The organism is Rodentibacter myodis, assembly GCF_001999305.1.
Lineage (GTDB): Bacteria > Pseudomonadota > Gammaproteobacteria > Enterobacterales > Pasteurellaceae > Rodentibacter > Rodentibacter myodis.
Window position 1 is genome coordinate 137,526 of sequence record NZ_MLHQ01000001.1, and the last position, 18,332, is coordinate 155,857.

Annotated in this window: 16 protein-coding genes; 8 read left to right on the plus strand and 8 right to left on the minus strand. The window is 42.4% G+C overall.

Annotated features, from left to right (window positions below; translation table 11 throughout):
* Positions 1-76 precede the first annotated feature (76 nt).
* From lepA to era, 4 genes are read left to right on the plus strand one after another with little or no spacing between them, the layout of a single operon-like run.
* Positions 77-1,873, plus strand: coding sequence for a translation elongation factor 4 (lepA, locus tag BKL49_RS00650; RefSeq protein WP_077422768.1), 1,797 nt, complete (start codon positions 77-79; stop codon positions 1,871-1,873).
* Between the two features lie 8 nt (positions 1,874-1,881).
* A complete protein-coding gene (lepB, locus tag BKL49_RS00655) occupies positions 1,882-2,931 on the plus strand; it encodes a signal peptidase I (RefSeq protein WP_077422720.1) in 1,050 nt (349 codons plus the stop codon).
* A 1-nt stretch (position 2,932) separates the two neighbouring features.
* Complete coding sequence (gene rnc / locus BKL49_RS00660) at positions 2,933-3,616, plus strand: ribonuclease III (protein WP_077422721.1); 684 nt, start codon at positions 2,933-2,935, stop codon at positions 3,614-3,616.
* The gene (gene era, locus BKL49_RS00665; protein ID WP_077422722.1) at positions 3,613-4,521 is read left to right on the plus strand and encodes a GTPase Era; all 909 of its coding nucleotides are present in this window, start codon (positions 3,613-3,615) and stop codon (positions 4,519-4,521) included. The genes rnc and era overlap by 4 nt, the downstream gene beginning before the upstream one ends.
* A 79-nt stretch (positions 4,522-4,600) precedes the next feature.
* Here the strand turns inward: era and BKL49_RS00670 are convergent, their stop codons facing one another.
* From BKL49_RS00670 to nrfA, 8 genes are all read right to left on the minus strand, one after another.
* Positions 4,601-5,806: a BaiN/RdsA family NAD(P)/FAD-dependent oxidoreductase gene (locus BKL49_RS00670; RefSeq protein WP_077422723.1), complete on the minus strand. Its 1,206-nt coding sequence runs from the start codon at positions 5,804-5,806 to the stop codon at positions 4,601-4,603.
* On the minus strand, positions 5,803-6,909 hold the full coding sequence (gene nrfF / locus BKL49_RS00675; RefSeq protein ID WP_077422769.1) for a heme lyase NrfEFG subunit NrfF: 1,107 nt from the start codon (positions 6,907-6,909) through the stop codon (positions 5,803-5,805). The genes BKL49_RS00670 and nrfF overlap by 4 nt, the downstream gene beginning before the upstream one ends.
* Positions 6,910-6,929: 20 nt before the next feature.
* Positions 6,930-7,460 carry a DsbE family thiol:disulfide interchange protein gene (locus BKL49_RS00680; protein WP_077422724.1) on the minus strand — a complete coding sequence of 177 codons (531 nt, stop codon included), beginning with the start codon at positions 7,458-7,460 and terminating at the stop codon, positions 6,930-6,932.
* A complete protein-coding gene (gene nrfE, locus BKL49_RS00685) occupies positions 7,457-9,367 on the minus strand; it encodes a heme lyase NrfEFG subunit NrfE (RefSeq protein ID WP_077422725.1) in 1,911 nt (636 codons plus the stop codon). Before nrfE ends, BKL49_RS00680 begins: the two co-directional genes overlap by 4 nt.
* 187 nt (positions 9,368-9,554) lie before the next feature.
* Positions 9,555-10,520: a cytochrome c nitrite reductase subunit NrfD gene (gene nrfD, locus BKL49_RS00690; RefSeq protein WP_077422726.1), complete on the minus strand. Its 966-nt coding sequence runs from the start codon at positions 10,518-10,520 to the stop codon at positions 9,555-9,557.
* Positions 10,517-11,194 carry a cytochrome c nitrite reductase Fe-S protein gene (nrfC, locus tag BKL49_RS00695; protein WP_077422727.1) on the minus strand — a complete coding sequence of 226 codons (678 nt, stop codon included), beginning with the start codon at positions 11,192-11,194 and terminating at the stop codon, positions 10,517-10,519. Before nrfC ends, nrfD begins: the two co-directional genes overlap by 4 nt.
* Positions 11,191-11,829 (minus strand): cytochrome c nitrite reductase pentaheme subunit, encoded by a 639-nt coding sequence (gene nrfB, locus BKL49_RS00700; RefSeq protein ID WP_077422728.1) that lies wholly within the window; start codon positions 11,827-11,829, stop codon positions 11,191-11,193. Before nrfB ends, nrfC begins: the two co-directional genes overlap by 4 nt.
* A gap of 72 nt (positions 11,830-11,901) precedes the next feature.
* The gene (nrfA, locus tag BKL49_RS00705) at positions 11,902-13,422 is read right to left on the minus strand and encodes an ammonia-forming nitrite reductase cytochrome c552 subunit (RefSeq protein WP_208607791.1); all 1,521 of its coding nucleotides are present in this window, start codon (positions 13,420-13,422) and stop codon (positions 11,902-11,904) included.
* 462 nt (positions 13,423-13,884) lie between these two features.
* Here nrfA and BKL49_RS00710 point away from each other — a divergent pair, with 462 nt between their 5' ends.
* From BKL49_RS00710 to BKL49_RS00725, 4 genes are all read left to right on the plus strand, one after another.
* Positions 13,885-15,759: a PTS mannitol transporter subunit IICBA gene (locus BKL49_RS00710; RefSeq protein ID WP_077422730.1), complete on the plus strand. Its 1,875-nt coding sequence runs from the start codon at positions 13,885-13,887 to the stop codon at positions 15,757-15,759.
* 65 nt (positions 15,760-15,824) lie between these two features.
* The gene (locus tag BKL49_RS00715) at positions 15,825-16,979 is read left to right on the plus strand and encodes a mannitol-1-phosphate 5-dehydrogenase (protein WP_077422731.1); all 1,155 of its coding nucleotides are present in this window, start codon (positions 15,825-15,827) and stop codon (positions 16,977-16,979) included.
* A gap of 71 nt (positions 16,980-17,050) precedes the next feature.
* Complete coding sequence (locus tag BKL49_RS00720; protein ID WP_244151923.1) at positions 17,051-17,563, plus strand: MltR family transcriptional regulator; 513 nt, start codon at positions 17,051-17,053, stop codon at positions 17,561-17,563.
* Positions 17,564-17,610: 47 nt separating this feature from the next.
* Positions 17,611-18,327, plus strand: coding sequence for a DUF554 domain-containing protein (locus BKL49_RS00725; protein ID WP_077422733.1), 717 nt, complete (start codon positions 17,611-17,613; stop codon positions 18,325-18,327).
* The last annotated feature ends 5 nt before the right edge of the window (positions 18,328-18,332 follow it).

Sequence of the window (18,332 nt, forward strand, 5' to 3'; positions counted from 1 at the left end):
TTTCCTAGCGATTCCTTTGCTTTTCAGGTACAATCCGCCAGTTAAATTTGTTGATTTTTTGAGAAAATTATCTTTTATGAAGAATATTCGTAACTTTTCTATTATTGCTCATATTGACCACGGTAAATCAACCCTATCAGATCGCTTGATTCAAACCTGTGGCGGGCTTTCCGATCGTGAAATGGAAGCGCAGGTGTTGGATTCGATGGATCTGGAACGTGAGCGTGGTATTACCATTAAAGCCCAAAGTGTTACCTTAAATTACAAAGCCAAAAATGGCGAAACCTATCAATTAAATTTTATCGATACTCCGGGACACGTGGATTTTTCTTATGAAGTATCACGTTCTCTTGCCGCTTGTGAGGGGGCATTGCTGGTGGTGGATGCAGGACAAGGCGTGGAAGCCCAAACCTTGGCAAACTGCTATACCGCCATTGAGATGGATTTAGAAGTCGTACCGATTTTAAACAAAATCGACTTACCTGCCGCCGATCCTGAGCGGGTGGCGGAAGAAATTGAAGATATTGTCGGTATTGATGCGATGGAAGCGGTGCGTTGTTCGGCAAAAACCGGTGTCGGTATCAATGATGTGCTGGAAGAAATTGTAGCCAAAATTCCGGCTCCGGAGGGTGATCCTGAAGCACCGTTACAGGCTTTGATTATTGACTCGTGGTTCGATAATTATTTAGGCGTGGTGTCTTTGGTGCGTATCAAAAACGGTGTATTACGCAAAGGCGATAAAATTAAAGTGATGTCCACCGGACAGGCTTATAACGTTGATCGTTTGGGTATCTTCACACCAAAACAAGTGGACACTAGCGTATTAAATACCGGCGAAGTAGGTTGGGTAGTGTGTGCCATTAAAGATATTTTGGGTGCGCCGGTGGGCGATACCCTCACTCATCAACATAATCCTGCCGATAGCGTGCTACCGGGCTTTAAAAAGGTAAAACCACAGGTTTATGCCGGATTATTTCCCGTTAGCTCTGATGACTATGAAGCATTCCGTGACGCCCTTGGCAAACTCAGCCTGAATGATGCCTCTTTATTCTACGAACCGGAAAATTCCACCGCACTTGGTTTTGGTTTCCGTTGTGGTTTCTTGGGGCTACTTCATATGGAAATCATTCAAGAACGTTTGGAACGTGAATATGATTTAGATCTTATTACCACCGCACCAACGGTAATTTACGAAGTGGAAATGACCAACGGTGATGTGGTTTATGTGGATAGTCCGGCGAAGTTGCCGCCGCTTAATAATATTTCTGAAATTCGTGAACCTATTGCCGAATGTAATATGTTGGTACCGCAAGAATATTTGGGAAATGTGATTACCTTATGTGTGGAAAAACGTGGCGTGCAAACCAATATGGTGTACCACGGCAATCAAATTGCTCTCACTTATGAAATTCCAATGGGCGAAGTGGTGCTTGATTTCTTTGACCGTCTAAAATCTACTTCCCGTGGTTATGCGTCTTTGGATTACGGTTTCAAACGTTTCCAAGCGGCAGATATGGTGCGTGTGGATATTATGATTAATGGGGATCGTGTCGATGCACTGGCATTAATTGTTCATAAAGATAATGCACAATATCGTGGCCGTGAATTAGTGGAAAAAATGCGTGAATTAATTCCACGTCAGCAATTTGATATTGCAATTCAGGCGGCGATTGGTAACCACATTATCGCCCGCTCAACAGTAAAACAGTTACGTAAAAACGTATTGGCAAAATGTTACGGTGGTGATGTAAGCCGTAAGAAAAAATTGTTACAAAAACAAAAAGAAGGTAAAAAACGAATGAAATCCTTAGGGAACGTGGAAGTGCCACAAGAGGCATTTTTGGCGATTTTACACGTGGGTAAAGATAAATAGGAAAAACAATGTCGAATTTATTTTTTATCATTTTCTTAGCGGTAGGTTTTGGTATTTGGAAAGGCTTGGATTATCTCCAATTACCAAACACCTTCAGCATTTTATTGCTTATTTTGACAGCACTTTCGGGCGTATTATGGTGTTATCACCGCTTTGTCGTTGCGCCTAAGCGTCATCGACAAATTGCTCGCGCCGAACAGCGTTCCGGTCAGGCATTAAGTGATGAAGAAAAAGCGAAAATCGAACCGATTTCTGAAGGTTCGGAATTTATCTCTTCATTATTCCCCGTGCTTGCCGTAGTTTTCTTGGTTCGCTCTTTCGTGTTTGAACCTTTTCAAATCCCCTCCGGTTCAATGGAATCCACCCTACGGGTGGGGGATTTTTTGGTCGTGAATAAATATGCTTACGGCATAAAAGATCCGATTTTCCAAAATACCCTTATTGCAGGTGATAAGCCGCAACGTGGTGATGTGATTGTGTTTAAAGCACCGGAACAGGCATTATTACGTACGGGATTAGGCGCAACACGGGCGGCTTATGCGGAAAACTTGGCATTAACTTCAACAGAGAATATGTCGGGCGTGGATTATATTAAACGTATTATTGGTCAGGGCGGAGATCGGGTGATTTTCGATATGGATCAAAAAACCTTGAAAATCGTCTATGGTCAAGAGGGCAAGCCTTGCGAAGTAAATTGTGAAAGCAAAGCCTTTGAATACACACAAAATCCAACCAATCCTGCCTTCCCAGACCAACTTGAATTGACGGAAAAAGGCGATGTAACCCACAATATTTTAATCAGCCCATATCGCCGTTATGCGGGGCCTGAATTTTTCCCACAAGAAGGAAATCCAACGGCGGAATGGGTTGTGCCGGAAGGGCAATATTTTGTGATGGGCGACAATCGTGATCACAGTGATGACAGCCGTTTTTGGGGATTCGTACCGGAAAAAAATATTGTCGGGAAAGCCACTTACATTTGGATGAGCTTGGAAAAAGAACCGAATGAATGGCCAACAGGCTTCCGTTTTGAACGTTTCTTAACAGAAATTAAATAAGATGAAGCAATTAGAAAGATTGGAGCGAAAAATTGGTTATCAATTTAAAGATAACTCGCTCTTAAAATTGGCACTGACCCACCGCAGTGCGGCAACCCAACATAATGAACGCCTAGAGTTTCTAGGCGATTCCATTCTTAATTTCACCATTGCCGAAGCCCTTTATCATCAATTTCCACGCTGTAATGAGGGCGAACTAAGCCGTATGCGGGCAACTTTAGTGCGTGAACAAACCTTGGCATTCCTTGCCCGAGAATTTGAATTGGGCGACTATATGTCACTCGGCTCAGGCGAATTAAAAAGTGGCGGTTTTCGCCGTGAATCCATTTTAGCAGATTGTGTGGAAGCCATTATTGGCGCAATGTCGCTCGATCAAGGATTAGCCGCCGCATCGCAGGTGATCCGAAACTGGTATCAAACCCTATTGGCGGAAATCAAGCCGGGTGATAATCAAAAAGATGCCAAAACCCGCTTGCAGGAATATTTGCAAGGAAAACGCCTGCCCTTGCCAAATTATGAAGTGGTGAATACTCAAGGTGAAGCCCATTGCCAAACTTTTACGGTGGAATGTACCATAAAAGAAATGGATAAAAATGACCGCACTTTTGTGGGAAAAGGCTCAAGTCGCCGTAAAGCCGAGCAGGCAGCGGCAGAACAAATTTTAAAAGAACTGGATATCAAATGACCGAACAACTCGACAAAACCTATTGTGGCTTTATTGCCATTGTAGGTCGCCCAAATGTGGGAAAATCAACGCTCTTAAATAAAATCCTAGGGCAAAAAATTTCCATTACTTCCCGCAAAGCACAGACTACCCGTCATCGTATTGTGGGGATTAAAACCGAGGGGGCATATCAAGAAATCTATGTAGATACACCGGGACTACATATTGAAGAAAAACGTGCCATTAACCGTTTAATGAATCGTGCGGCAAGTAGTGCCATTGGGGATGTGGATCTCATTATTTTTGTGGTGGACGGCACACATTGGAATGCAGATGATGAAATGGTGTTAAATAAACTTCGTCACACCAAAACCCCTGTTGTGTTAGCGATCAACAAAGTGGATAACATCAAAAATAAAGATGAGTTATTGCCGTTTATTACCGATTTAAGCAGTAAATTCAACTTTGCCCATATCGTGCCGATTTCTGCTCAGCGTGGCAATAATGTTCACGAACTTGAGAAAATCGTGCGAGCCTCGCTGCGTGAAGGTGTACACCATTTCCCTGAAGATTATGTGACGGATCGCTCTCAACGTTTTATGGCTTCAGAAATTATTCGTGAAAAATTAATGCGTTTCACCGGTGAAGAATTGCCCTATTCTGTAACGGTAGAAATCGAACAATTTAAAGTGAACGAGCGTGGCACTTATGAAATTAACGGTTTGATTCTTGTTGAACGTGAAGGGCAGAAAAAAATGGTGATTGGCGCACAAGGTCAAAAAATCAAAACCATTAGTATGGAAGCCCGTGCGGATATGGAACGCTTATTTGACAATAAAGTACATCTTGAACTCTGGGTGAAAGTGAAATCCGGTTGGGCGGATGATGAACGGGCGTTGCGTAGCTTAGGTTATATGGACGAATAAATATAGACGAATAAAAGTGCGGTTGGTTTTCAACCTGTTTTATCATCATTGCAAGGGCGTATTATGACGCCCTTAATATTTATCTGGCGGCGATTCCCACCGCACAGGCATAGGCTGAACTCCACGCCCATTGGAAATTATAGCCGCCGAGCCAGCCCGTGACATCCAGCACTTCACCGATAAAATAAAGCCCTTCTACCGAATTGCTTTCCATTGTTTTTGAGGAAAGCGATTTGGTATCCACCCCGCCTAGCGTGACTTCTGCCGTGCGATAGCCCTCCGTACCATTCGGTATAAATTGCCAATGATGAATAAAATTCACTAAATTTTTTAACCGCACTTTACTCAAATTGGCAATACTTTCATCTTCAATAATGCCTTGCGCCAGCCAAAGTTCTACCAATTTTTTCGGGAGTAAACGGGCTAGCACCGTTTTTAACATCTGCTTGGGAGACTCTTGCTTCGCCAGATTGATTTCATCCTCCACATTGTGTGTGGGTAAGAGATCAATTTCTACGCTTTCATTCGGTTGCCAATAATTGGAAATTTGCAAAACGGCAGGACCGGAAATGCCACGGTGAGTAAACAATAACTGATTATGGAAAGATTGACCGCAATTTGCCGTGATCCTCGCAGGGATACTGATGCCGGCAAGTGCGGTTAAAAATTTATCGCTTTCCCGATAAGTAAAAGGCACAAGGCTTGCACGTGGTGGAATAATGGGAAGATGAAATTGTTCGGCGATTTGATAACCCAAAGGGGTTGCGCCCAATCCCGGCATTGAAAGCCCACCGGTTGCAATCACCAGATTTTGGCATTGCCATTGGATTGCGTTGACTGTCAGGATAAACCGCACCTTTTCATTGTCTTCAATGCGTTCTATTTGTGACACTTCGCTACGTAAGTGGATCTTTACCTGATGTTTTTCACATTCATTACGAAGCATTTCAACAATTTTTTCCGCTCCCTCATCACAAAAAAGCTGTCCTAATTCTTTTTCGTGGTAGGCAATACCATATTCCCCCACTAAACCAATAAAATCCCAATTGGTATAGCGTGAAAGTGCGGATTTTACAAAATGAGGATTTTGTGAAAGGTAATGAGCGGCAGTGACATCCAAATTGGTGAAATTACAAAATCCGCCGCCCGACATTAAAATTTTACGCCCGATTTTTTTACCCTTATCCAACACAGCGACTTGTTTACCAAGCTTTCCTAATTGGGCGGCACAAAATAAGCCGGCTGCACCGGCACCAATAATAAGGGTTTCACAATAATGGCTCACCGTGTTTGTCCTCGTTCTAAAAATTCCAGCATTTTCATTCGTTGAATCACCATACGGCGATCAACCGCAGCATTGCCGGTATCTAATAATTGTTGTAAATAATCTTTCGCTTGTGCATAGTTTTGTTGTTCCACCGCTACGGTGGCGAGTAAGGAAAGCGCAGAAATTTCTTTTTTGTTCAAGGTTAAGGCTTGTGTTAAAAGTTGTTGCATTTCAGGCGTGATCTTTTTCCCTGCCAAATAATAAAGTGCGGTGGCTTTTAAACCCAAAATATTGGCTTGGCTGCCGATGAGTTTTTCCGCGTTGGTGTAGGCAATTAGGGCGTGTTCAAATTCATCATTTTGCATATAGGCGTCCCCCAGTTGTAGCCAAGTTTCAGCCTCATTGGGATTTGCACGTAATTTATCTTGAATTTTGCTAATTACATCTTCTTTTTTGTGGAAATCCGTCATCTCAATTTGCGTGTTATGTTGAGAGATCATCTTTTTTTCACCTTCCTGAACACGAGAAAAGCGATCTAATGAGAAATAATAAATCAGTGGAATCGTAATAAGTAAGGTAAAAATCACCGAACTATGGCGGTAATTTATGGGTTTATCACCATAAAAAGCACTTTGCGATTCTTGTTTGTTCGCCTTGTTATCGAGCGTTGTGGGGAAAGATTTGTCCTCATTCCCCATACTTTTTTTACGGGAAAACCCAATTAATACGACAGCCAAAATCAATAGCACAACAGGCAATAACCACAACAATGCCGTGTTCCATTGAAAGGGCGGTTTATAATTAACAAAATCGCCAAAACGCGCTGTCATTGTGTCGATAATTTGTTGATTGGATTTCCCCTCATCCACCATCCTATAAACTTCCAGCCGCAAGTCATAAGCAATGGGCGAATTGGATTCCACTAAGTTTTGGTTTTGGCATTGTGGACAACGCAAAGATTTTGCCAGTTCTACGGCACGTGTGCGATCGGAGTGGTTTTTGAATTGGTAGGTATCCACCATTTCTGCCTGTGAAAAAAGCGAAAAAGACAGAAAAAGTGCGGTCAAAAAAAGCCGTATTTTTTGCCCTTTGTTTTTGAAAATAGTGGGGATTCCCGTCATTATCGTCTTTAAAAATTTCTTCATTTTTTCATTAATTCTTGAATTTTTGGCAAAAATACCTGCTGCCAAGTTTCACGCTCCAAAAGTCCGGAATGGCGATAACGAATCACACCCTGCGCATCTACTAAATAGGTTTCCGGCGCACCGTCCACGCCCAGTTTTAGGGCGAGTTCGCCTTGGCTATCGTTGAGGGTCAATACAAAGGGATTGCCCATTCGCTTGAGCATTTCAATACCGCTTTGTGGATTATCACGATAATTAATGCCGACTATCGGTGTGCTTTTTGCAATCTCCATTAAAAGCGGATGTTCTTCTTTGCAATAGCCGCACCAACTCCCCCAGATGTTCATTAAAAAGGGGGTTTTGGGGAAATCTTTCGGGCTAAGGGTTTGTGAGGGGGCAAGCAAGTTTGCCTGATAAAATTCCGGTATCGGTTTATCAATAAGTGCCGAAGCAATTTTTTTCGGATCTTGATGAAGCCCTGCCATTAACAACAAAATCACCGCCAGTACTAAAAAGAGCGGTGTAAAAAAGAGGAGTTTTGTTTTCATACTTTTTCCCGTTTTGGACGTAGGGTTAGCACGCGACAAAGTGCGCCCAGTGCCATTAAAATCCCCCCTACCCATAGCCAGCGAATCAGCGGTTTATAATGCAAGCGGAAAGTAAATTCCCCTTTGCCAAGGGCATCGCCCATCACGATATATAAATCGCCCCAAAAGCCACCGCTTAATCCGACTTCGCTCATTGTCATTGTTCGCACGTCATAATAACGGCGTTCGGGAATGATTTCTGCATAAGGTTTGCCTTTTTCCGTCACCTCAAAAAAAGCCACTTCCGAGGTGAAGTTTGCACCGATTTCATTTGAAAATTGGCGATAGTAGAAATCAAATTGCCCGAGTGATTGATGTTGTTGTGGGGCGAGCCGAACGCCTATTTCATTACCAAAATAGCTGCTCATTACCGCACCCATTGTGGCAATCGCAACGCCACTATGTGCCAATATCATTCCAACTTGAGCCAAGCGAATTTGCCGCCAATTCTGCCATAAAGTTGCCAACAAAAGCCAGATGGCAAGGGTTAATAACACATAGGCAAAGCAACAAAAATTGAGCGTAGGATCCTGATGAAGTTGCTGCCAAACCATTAATGTGGCGAGGAGAGCCGCCGGAAAAAGAAGTAACAATCGGCGTATCAAAATAACAGGTTCAAATTTTGCCCAATGGAGGGAAAGGGAGACCACCATTGCGATTAAGATTAGCGTTAAAAGGGGAAGGAAAATGCTGTTGAAGTAAGGGCTGCCTACCGAAATAGAACCCCAGTTCATCGCTTGGAAAAACATTGGGTAGAAGGTGCCTAAGAAAGTCGAAACCGTGGCGATGGTAAGCAAAATATTGAGCAATAAAATGCCGCCGGCTTTAGAAACAAGTTGAAATTTGACCGCACTTTCTAGGTTATTTCCTGCCCGTAGGGCAAACAAGCCGAAGGCAAATACCGTTAATAAAAAGAAGATAAATAACAGCACGTAACCACGCGTGTTATCCAAGGCAAAAGCGTGGACGGAAGTCAGTGCGCCCGAACGCACAATGAAAGTGCCTAAAACACTCAATGCAAAGGTGAGGAGTGAAAAGAGGATTGTCCAATAATTGAATGTCCCTTGTTTTTCCGTAATGAGCAAACTATGCAACAGTGCCAACCCAAGTAACCAAGGCATTAATGAGGCATTTTCAACAGGATCCCAAAACCACCAGCCGCCCCAGCCAAGTTCATAATATGCCCACCACGCCCCAAGTACGATACCAAGGGTTAAAAATAACCAAGAAAAACCAACCCAACCACGCATTGAACGGGCGATTTGTTGCATTGGGCGATTGTAAATGAGTGCCGACAAGCTCATTGCAAAATTGACGGCAAAGCCCACATAGCCGATATACAGTAATGGAGGGTGGAAGATTAACCCCACATCCTGCAACATTGGATTGAGATCTCGCCCTTCTATTGGCGCAGGGAAAATTCGCCCGAAAGGGTTGGAGTAAAACAGAATAAACACCGCAAAGCCAAAACAAATCAAACCAAGCAATGATAAGGTTTGTGCGGAAAAAGTGCGGTCATTTTTTCGGTTAAAAAAAGCAAAAGCCGTTAACCATAGGCTCAATGAAAATAGCCAAAAAAGCATTGAGCCTTCGTGACCTCCCCAAGTTGCCGCTATTTTGAAAAAGGTCGGAAGTTGAGAATTTGAATGTGCCGCGACATATTCAAGGGTGAAATCGTCTATGGCGAAAGAATAAGCAAGAATACCGATGGAAAGGGTCGTTGTTATCGTAAATAAGTAACTCAACCACCAAGCGGAATGAATTAAAGTTTGGCTTTTTTTGACTAAGCCGAGTTGCGGCACTAATGCAAGGAAAAATGCAGAGGCAGTGGCAATAAGGAGAAAAATGAAGCCAAGTTCTGGGAGCATATAATGTTGTGTTGTTTGTTTAACAAATTTATTAAGCGTGTTGTTTCAATATTATGTCATCACGGTTTAATACCATATCAAAAGCAGAAATGCCAGACTGATTAGACCGGCGTCCTTAATGTTAATTTATTGAAATGGTTTGTTTTTTGATATGGGACACGAAGTGTCGCGTCCCTACTAAATACCATTAAGCAATGGTTAATTGCCCCGCATACAAAATAAAATACCGCAAACATAATACCCCAATTAAGTCGAAAATCGACACAAAGATAATAAAATTACGGTTATATTTGAGGCGATCGCCGGCAAATAAGTTTCCGATGAGCGGGATTAAAATACCGATAAAGAATACCCCGATCCAGAATACGGCTCCCCAGAATCCGGAGAGGGCATTATGCAATGCAACGGTTTTTTGACCACCGCCAAAGTGTAATCCCACGAAGAAACAGACCAATAAACCAAGTTCAGTCACCATAATCGGCACTTCAAACTTGTGAATAAAATGAGATTCGTGAGAATCGCCTTTTAATTTGCCTGCAAGCAGGATAATCAAGAAGGTTGCGGCAATACCGGAGGAGGTTCCCGATGCCAAGAACAAGGCAGGCAATACCGGATTATTCAACATTGGATAGCTGATTAATGCGGAAAGTAAGAAACCGGTATAAGCCCCTAATACGGCAGCCAAGATGAATAAAATCACCTCAACAGGGCTAATCAAACGTTCGGCAAAGCCAATTGGTTTTATGACAAATTTCAATTTTGGCATAAAACGGTTAATCAGCCCTTCAATGTCATTTTTGAAGATCGCAACACTCCATAGCACCAAAAACACCATATACACTTGGAAAAGCATTACCCCCATGGACATAACGGAATTAAATTGATAATTAAACATCAATTTCCAGAATGTCCAAGGGCGTGTTAGGTGGAAAATGAGGAGTGTTAAACCGATTAAAGTCGGCACCGATCCCAAAATGACACCGGAACGAATAATCCAGTTTTGACTCGGGTTTTCAAGTTTGTTACTGCGTTTGTAAGCAATGGCTAATTGCACCGCACCGGATGAAATACCAAGTAAAAACAAATAGATCGCAATGGTGGAATCCCACACTAAATTAGGCGTGTGGAATGGAACTGGATAATCTAACGTCATCTTCTAGGCTCCCCATGTTGAAATGGAATATGGTAAAGATTCGGTTGTGTACCTAATTCCACTTTTGTGCGATAAACCGGTTTTTCTTTCACTTTTCGTGCTACTTCACTGTTTGGATCATTCATATCACCAAAAGTTAAAGCCTTAGTCGGGCAGGCTTCCACGCAAGCAGGTTGTTTGCCGTTGGCAAGATTGGTATCACGACAGAAATTGCATTTATCTGCCGTTTTATGCACCGGGTGAATAAAACGCACGCGATACGGACATACGGCAATGCAATATTGACAACCTACGCAGAGATCTTTATTGACATCCACAATACCGGTTTCTTGATCAATAAAAGAAGCACCGGTCGGGCAAACGGCAACGCAGGGTGCATTACTGCAGTGTTGGCAAGATTGGCGGAAAAACTCATATTCCTGATTCGGAAATTCACCATAAGGTTCGCTACGCAAAATCTCTAAACGAGAAACGCCTTGCGGCACTTGGTTTACATCACGACAGGCATCCATACAGGCTGTGCAGCCAATGCAAGCCGTTTCATCGTGTATCATTGCATAACGTTTGGTTTTATCCGCCTTGTCTTCTTTTGCTAAAGACGTTAAAGATGTTCCCGTCATAAGGATTACCGCCCCCATACCGGAAACAAAGTTTCGGCGTGAGCAAGCGGTCATTGTTTATCCTTTTGTTCGGTTGATTTTTCTTGTTCGGCTTTGCGTTTTTGTTGTTCACCATGGCAATCAACACAAAGTTTTACGCGTTCTTTCGGTTTAATGCCTTTCATCGGCTCATCTTTTGGATGAAGGGTGTGGCAGCTCGCACAAGGTAATTTCATTGCGTGAACATCGTGTGCCCAAAGTTTTTCGCGTAATTTGTCCGGTTGATGGCAGGCAAAACAAACTTGGTTTTGTTCTTGCACGGAGTACATTGGTTTTTTCTCACCAAAAATATCGCCTTCAAAACGCATTACATCTTTTGCACCACGGCGATGATTTTCAGAGATATTACCGTGGCAGCTTACACAAGTAATCGGCTTGCCGTTGTTAGGATTTTTTTGATTTAAGTGTGCGCCGTGGAATTTACCAAAATGTAATTCGCCCCCGGATTGATCCAAGGTTTGATTTTTGTCCACTTTGTCGAATTTGTGGCATTTGGCACAATATTGATTCGGATCGCGTTGATTGTCTAATTGCGGTTCATAGCGTTGAGCGGAATCCGTTTCAGCGTGTGCCATTATTGGCGTTGCCACGGCAAAGGCAAAGAATGCCACGGCTTTTACCGCATTACGAAATAGGGAAGTTAAGTTCATTTGGGTTACCTCAAATTTATCGTTGAAAACGACCGCACTTTTACGCAATGCACAAAAGTGCGGTGATTTTTCTTATTGTTTTGTGGCGGTATCTTCAGCTAATTTGCCGTTGGCTTTTGCTTCTTTTTCCCATTGAGGTACGACAGTTTTTAAGAATTCTTCTTTGGCTTTACGCTCTTTTTCAATATCAATACCCATCACTTTCCAAGCTTTTTCTGCTGTGGAAATATCAGGTATTTCAACCGGTGTTTTGACGCCGTGTTTGGCTAAAACGGCGGCGAGTTTGACACGTGCATCTGCCGCTTTGTCTAAACCTGAACCCAATACACGAAGCATTACATCCGGTGCGTGCATATGACCGCCATGACTTGCTGCGGCATAATCCCAACGCCATTGTGCGTGACGAATATCCATTAATGCCGGTTCCATTTCTTCTTTGTTTGCCCCTGCCTCCCAAGCGGCTTTCGCTTCAAAGTGTGCTTTTACTACTTGATCTTCCAAACGACCCATCACATCTTTCACTTCTTTTTTGCGTGATGCAACGATGTCTTTCAGTTTTTCTTTACTTTGATCGTGGCAGTTTGCACAAGTGTTATCAAAAGCGTCAAATGGATTTTGAATTTGGTGATCGGTATAAACTTTACCGTCTGCGCCTTGTACTTTCGGCATATGGCAATCAATACAGGTTACGCCATTTTTACCGTGCATTCCTAAAGACCAAATTTCAAAGTCAGGGTGCTGAGCTTTCAACATTGGGGCTTTAGAAAGAGAGTGCGTCCAGTCGCTAAAACCAATGTCGTCATAGTATTTTTCAATATCATCCACGGTTTGACCGTTATTCCAAGGGAAAGTAACCTGTTTAATATCACCGGCGAAGTAGTATTCAACGTGGCAGTTTGCACAGATTTCGGCACGTTGTTCTGTGCGGGCCGCGGTGTTGAAACTTAAATTAGGTTGATCTTTGCCTTCCGCTTTGGCTTTTGCTTGTAAGGCGTTGTTTAAGTGATCCAACGCACGCAATACGTGTGGGCGGGCAATACGTAGTGCCGGTTTACCTTCGGCAAATTCTTTAGAGGTGGTATCGTGGCAGTCCGCACAACCAATGGAGTTAACCACTTCTGCGCCGCCTTTTGCCCATTTTCCGCTAAAGTAACCTTCTTCCCCCCATTCTGCGATTAAACGTGGCACATCAGGGCCTTTACAAGTCCAACACGCCATAGGTTGAGGGCCATCATTTGCCGTTTTTGGTGCGCCGGTACGCAAAATATCACGCACATCTTTAATGGCATAAACGTGACCACGCGGCGCATTGTATTCTTTCGCGAACGCATAGCCGCCCCAAAGAACGATTAATCGAGGATCTTGCTCATCGGCATAAATGATTTTGTCGCCTTTTTCGGTGGCTTTCCAAGATTGGAATTGTTGCGGATATTTTTCAGCGAATTTTTCATTCACCGCTTCGATTTTTAAATTGGGATTTGGGGCTTCAACAGGCTGTTCAACCGGCTTATAAACCATTTCAGCCATTGCAGAATTTACACCCAAGGCAGCGAAAGAAGCCGCCAAAATGAGGCTTTTTCTTAATGCGTTCACGATAATCACTCCATAACTAAGGTAGGAAAAGTAAAAGGATTTTAAATGCGAACCATTCTTGATAAGGTATTGAAATTACTGATAAAAAGAGGGTTCGGCTCAAGGCTAACGATAGCAAAAGTGCGGTTATTTTCTAGTGAGATTTGAAAAAAAGTTGCTTTAGATCAAAGCCGATAATGTGAAATACACCTAAAGAGGTAGGGATATATTTTCTTTCTGATAGGAATAACGAAAAGCGAAAGGAGGTTGGTTAAGGGAGGTTTAAGAGGATTTAAAATGTGATTTAGATCACAAAAAATTCCACCTGAAATCAATAATGTGATTTTTATCACAATTTTAATTTGTGGTGTGTTAAAAATATTGTGATCTACTTCACAGATTTATATAAAATTATTTTCTATGAAAAATGTATTGTGATATGTTGAACAGGATTTATACAATTCCTTTTTCTGTGAGGTTTTTATGCTATCAGCAAGTGCAAAAGTGAAGATCCAAAGTTTTGGACGCTTTCTTTCTAATATGGTGATGCCGAATATCGGTGCCTTTATTGCGTGGGGTTTTATTACCGCACTTTTTATTCCGACAGGTTGGTTGCCAAATGAAACGTTGGCAAAACTGGTTGGGCCGATGATCACTTATTTACTTCCATTATTAATCGGTTATACCGGCGGTAAATTAATGGGAGGCGATCGCGGTGCAGTAGTCGGGGCAATTACCACGGCAGGCGTGATTATCGGTACGGATATTCCAATGTTTCTTGGTGCAATGATTGCAGGGCCTACGGGCGGTTGGGCAATTAAGCGTTTCGACAAATGGGCTGACGGCAAAATCAAAAGCGGTTTTGAGATGTTGGTCAACAACTTCTCATCCGGCATTATCGGAATGATTTTGGCGATTTTATTTTTCTGGGTGGTTGGCCCGGTGGTGAAATCCCTTACGGAATTGTTGGCGGCAGGCGTGAAAGTGTTGGTAGAGAATAATCTGCTTCCACTAACGTCTATTTTTGTTGAACCGGCAAAAATTCTTTTCTTAAATAATGCGATTAACCACGGTATTTTCTCGCCGCTCGGTATTCAACAGTCGCAAGAATTTGGACAATCTATTTTCTTCTTAATTGAAGCCAATCCCGGCCCGGGCTTGGGTGTTTTACTGGCTTATATTTTCTTTGGAAAAGGTTCGGCAAAACAAACGGCAGGCGGCGCGGCAATTATCCATTTCTTCGGGGGAATTCACGAAATTTATTTCCCTTATGTGTTAATGAATCCACGTTTACTGATTGCGGTGATTGCCGGTGGTATGGCAGGGGTGTTTACTTTAACGTTATTTAGTGCAGGTTTAGTTGCACCGGCTTCACCGGGTTCAATTATTGCTGTGTTGATGATGACACCAAAATCCTCTGTGGTTGGCGTGGTTGCTTCGGTGATTGTGGCTTGTGTAGTGTCATTTGTGTTGGCATCCTTGTTCTTAAAAATTCAAAAAGAAGAATCAAACAATCTTGAAGAAATGCAGGCGGCTTCAAAAGCAATGAAAGCAGGCAATAGCCATCAAGCACAAGTGACGGATTATAAAGGTTTAAGCAAAATCTATGTTTCTTGCGATGCCGGTATGGGATCAAGTGCAATGGGCGCAAGTATGTTGCGTAAAAAAGTGAACGATGCGGGCTTACCGTTAGAAGTCACTAACGTTGCAATTAACGATTTACCGGATGATGCCCGCCTTGTGATTACACACCAAGATTTAACCTTACGGGCGAAAAAACAAGTGCCAAATGCAATGCATTTATCTTTAACCAATTTCTTGGATAACAAGTTCTACGATAGCCTTGTACAAGATTTGAAAGAACAACTTTCTGCACAAAAAACTGCGCCAAAAGCGGAAGAAAATGTGGTGGAAGTGAATGGCGCAAAATTCACCTTAAAACCGGAACAAATCTTTTTAGGATTAACCGCTGAAAATAAAGATCAAGCGATTCGTTTTGCCGGAGAGCAATTAGTGAAAGCAGGCTTTGTTGAACCAAGTTATGTGGATGCAATGTTTGAACGTGAAAAATTGGTTTCCACCTATCTCGGTGAAGGGGTTGCCGTGCCGCACGGTACGGTAGAAGCGAAAGATGCGGTGCTAAAAACCGGTATCGTGGTGTGTCAATATCCGTCAGGCGTGCGTTTTAATGACGAAGAAGACGGCATTGCCAAACTGGTGGTAGGAATTGCTGCGAAAAATAACGAGCATATTCAAGTGGTTTCCGCCATTACGAATGCATTGGATAGCGAAGAAGCCATTGAAATCTTGACCACAACAAAGGATGTGGAAAAAGTGCTAGCCTTACTTAAAGCATAAAGTGCGGTTAATTTTAGCGGTGTTTTTACACCGCTATCCTTTCAAATCAAATTTGGAGTAATACAATGAAAGCATTACATTTTGGCGCAGGCAATATCGGTCGTGGCTTTATCGGAAAATTATTGGCAGACAGTCATATTCAAGTCATTTTTGCCGATGTAAATGAAAGCGTGATTAATCGGTTAAAGCAAGATCAAGCCTATAACGTGAAAATTGTTGGCGAAAGTCTTAATACGATTGAGCGGGTGACTAATGTCACCGGCGTTAATTCAAAAGACGAAGGCGCGGTAATTGCCTTGTTTAATGAGGTTGATCTGATTACAACGGCGGTTGGTCCTAACGTATTAAAAATTATTGCCGGTACCCTTGCGAAAGGGTTAGAAGCCCGATTTAACGCAGGAAATGAAAAACCGTTAAATATTATTGCTTGTGAAAATATGGTGCGTGGTACCACTTTCTTAAAAGAGCAGGTGTTTGCCCATTTAAGTCCGGCATTACAGGCAAAAGCAGAAAGTTTAGTGGGATTTGTTGATTCTGCGGTGGATCGCATTGTCCCGCCGGTTCAAATGGATGAAGCCGATCCGTTGCTTGTTACCGTTGAAGAATTTAGCGAATGGATTGTGGATGAAACGCAATTTAAAGGTGAAATTCCACAAATTACCGGTATGGAAAGAACCGATAACCTGATGGCATTTGTTGAGCGGAAACTTTTCACTTTAAATACCGGCCACGCCACAACGGCATATCTTGGTAAATTAAAAGGTTATCGCTTTGTGAAAGAAAGCATTGAAGATAAGGAAATTAAGGCAAATGTAAAAGCCACTATGCAAGAAAGTGGTGCGGTATTAATTAAACGCTATGGCTTTGATCCGCAGGCTCACGCGGCGTATATTGAGAAAATCTTAAAACGTTTTGCCAATCCATTCTTGGTGGACGATGTAGATCGTGTTGGGCGTGAACCATTGCGTAAATTAAGTTTTAATGATCGCTTGATTAAGCCATTACGTGGAACTTTGGAATATCAGTTGGAGAATACGCATTTAATTCAAGCTATTGCTGCCGCATTGTCATATCGTAACGCACAAGATCCGCAGGCATTGGAATTGGCGGAAAGCCTTGCCAAGAAAGGGGTAAGTGAAACGGTTCGTCACTATACCGAATTGCAAGATGAAGCCTTGATTGAGCGTATCAAACAGGCTTATGAGAAAATTCCTCACTAATCATTATGGGCGAATTTATTTTCGCCCTTTTTCATTATAAAAGTGCGGTCAAAAATAAAAGGATTTTAACGGTGTCATTGGAATGTATTTATGAAAAACTCAACGAGGCAGGATCGGCACGTGGCTTTATTATTGCTTCTGTCGCCATTTTTGATGAAGCGGTGGATAGCTTGATCAACCGTGTTTTTCGTAAAACGGATTTTGCCGTAAAATCGGTGGTGGATTCCCTATTTGAAACCAGCGGTCCCCTTGCGGATCTCTCCGTTCGCCTAAAGGTATTATTAGGTTTGGGCGTGTTTGATAGTCCGGTTTTTGAGGATATTGCTCATTTTGTTCATTTAAAAGATCAGCTAAATAATGATGAAAAAGACTATAATTTTTCTGATTCGCTCATTATTGATTTCGCCCAACACCTAAATTTTGTGGAAGATAAAGCCATTTTGGATTTTCCTCCCGAAACCTCTCCTCCCGATTCACTTCTTTTTCAAATGAAACAACAACGCAAAGAAAAAGTGGTACGTTCTTGCTTAACACTCGCCGTCACGGCTATTTGTGATAAGTTACAAATTGAAAGTCCGCTTTAAGTCCGCTTTTTTTATAGCGATCTTTTTCTTTCTATCGGAGACATATGATGATTATTGGACCTTATATCAATGCGATTGCAATTTTCAGTGGTGCGCTGATTGGTGCTGCACTAGGAGGACGAATTCCTGAACGTTTACGCATAAATTTAACCCTTATTTTTGGGCTTTGTTCAATGTGTATGGGCATTGTGATGGTAGCGAAAACGGCAAGTATGCCGGCAATGATTTTAGCAGTATTGTTAGGCTCGATTGTGGGTGAAATGATGATGTTAGAACAGGGACTCAATAAATTAGCCTCTTCCGCAAAAGGTATTGTGGAAAAATTATTTCCACAAGGCGGACATCATTTAACGCACGAGGAGTTTTTGTCGAAATTTGTGGCAATCGTGATTTTATTTTCCTTCAGCGGAACCGGTATTTTTGGCGCAATGAATGAAGGAATGACCGGAGATTTTAGTGTTTTGATGGTGAAGGCTTTTCTTGATTTTTTCACTGCCTTGATTTTTGCAACCGGTTTGGGCTATGCGGTGGCGAGCATTTTTGTACCGCAGCTTCTATTACAATTAGTATTAGCGTATTCCGCGGTATTTATTATCCCATTTGTTACACCGGAAATGCGTGCAGATTTTGCCGCAGTAGGAGGAATATTGATGATTGCGGCAGGTTTTCGCATTTGTAATATGCAAATGTTTCGGGTTGCCAATATGTTACCTGCATTATTTTTAATTATGCCGATCTCTCATTGGTGGACACTATTTTTCTAAGAAGA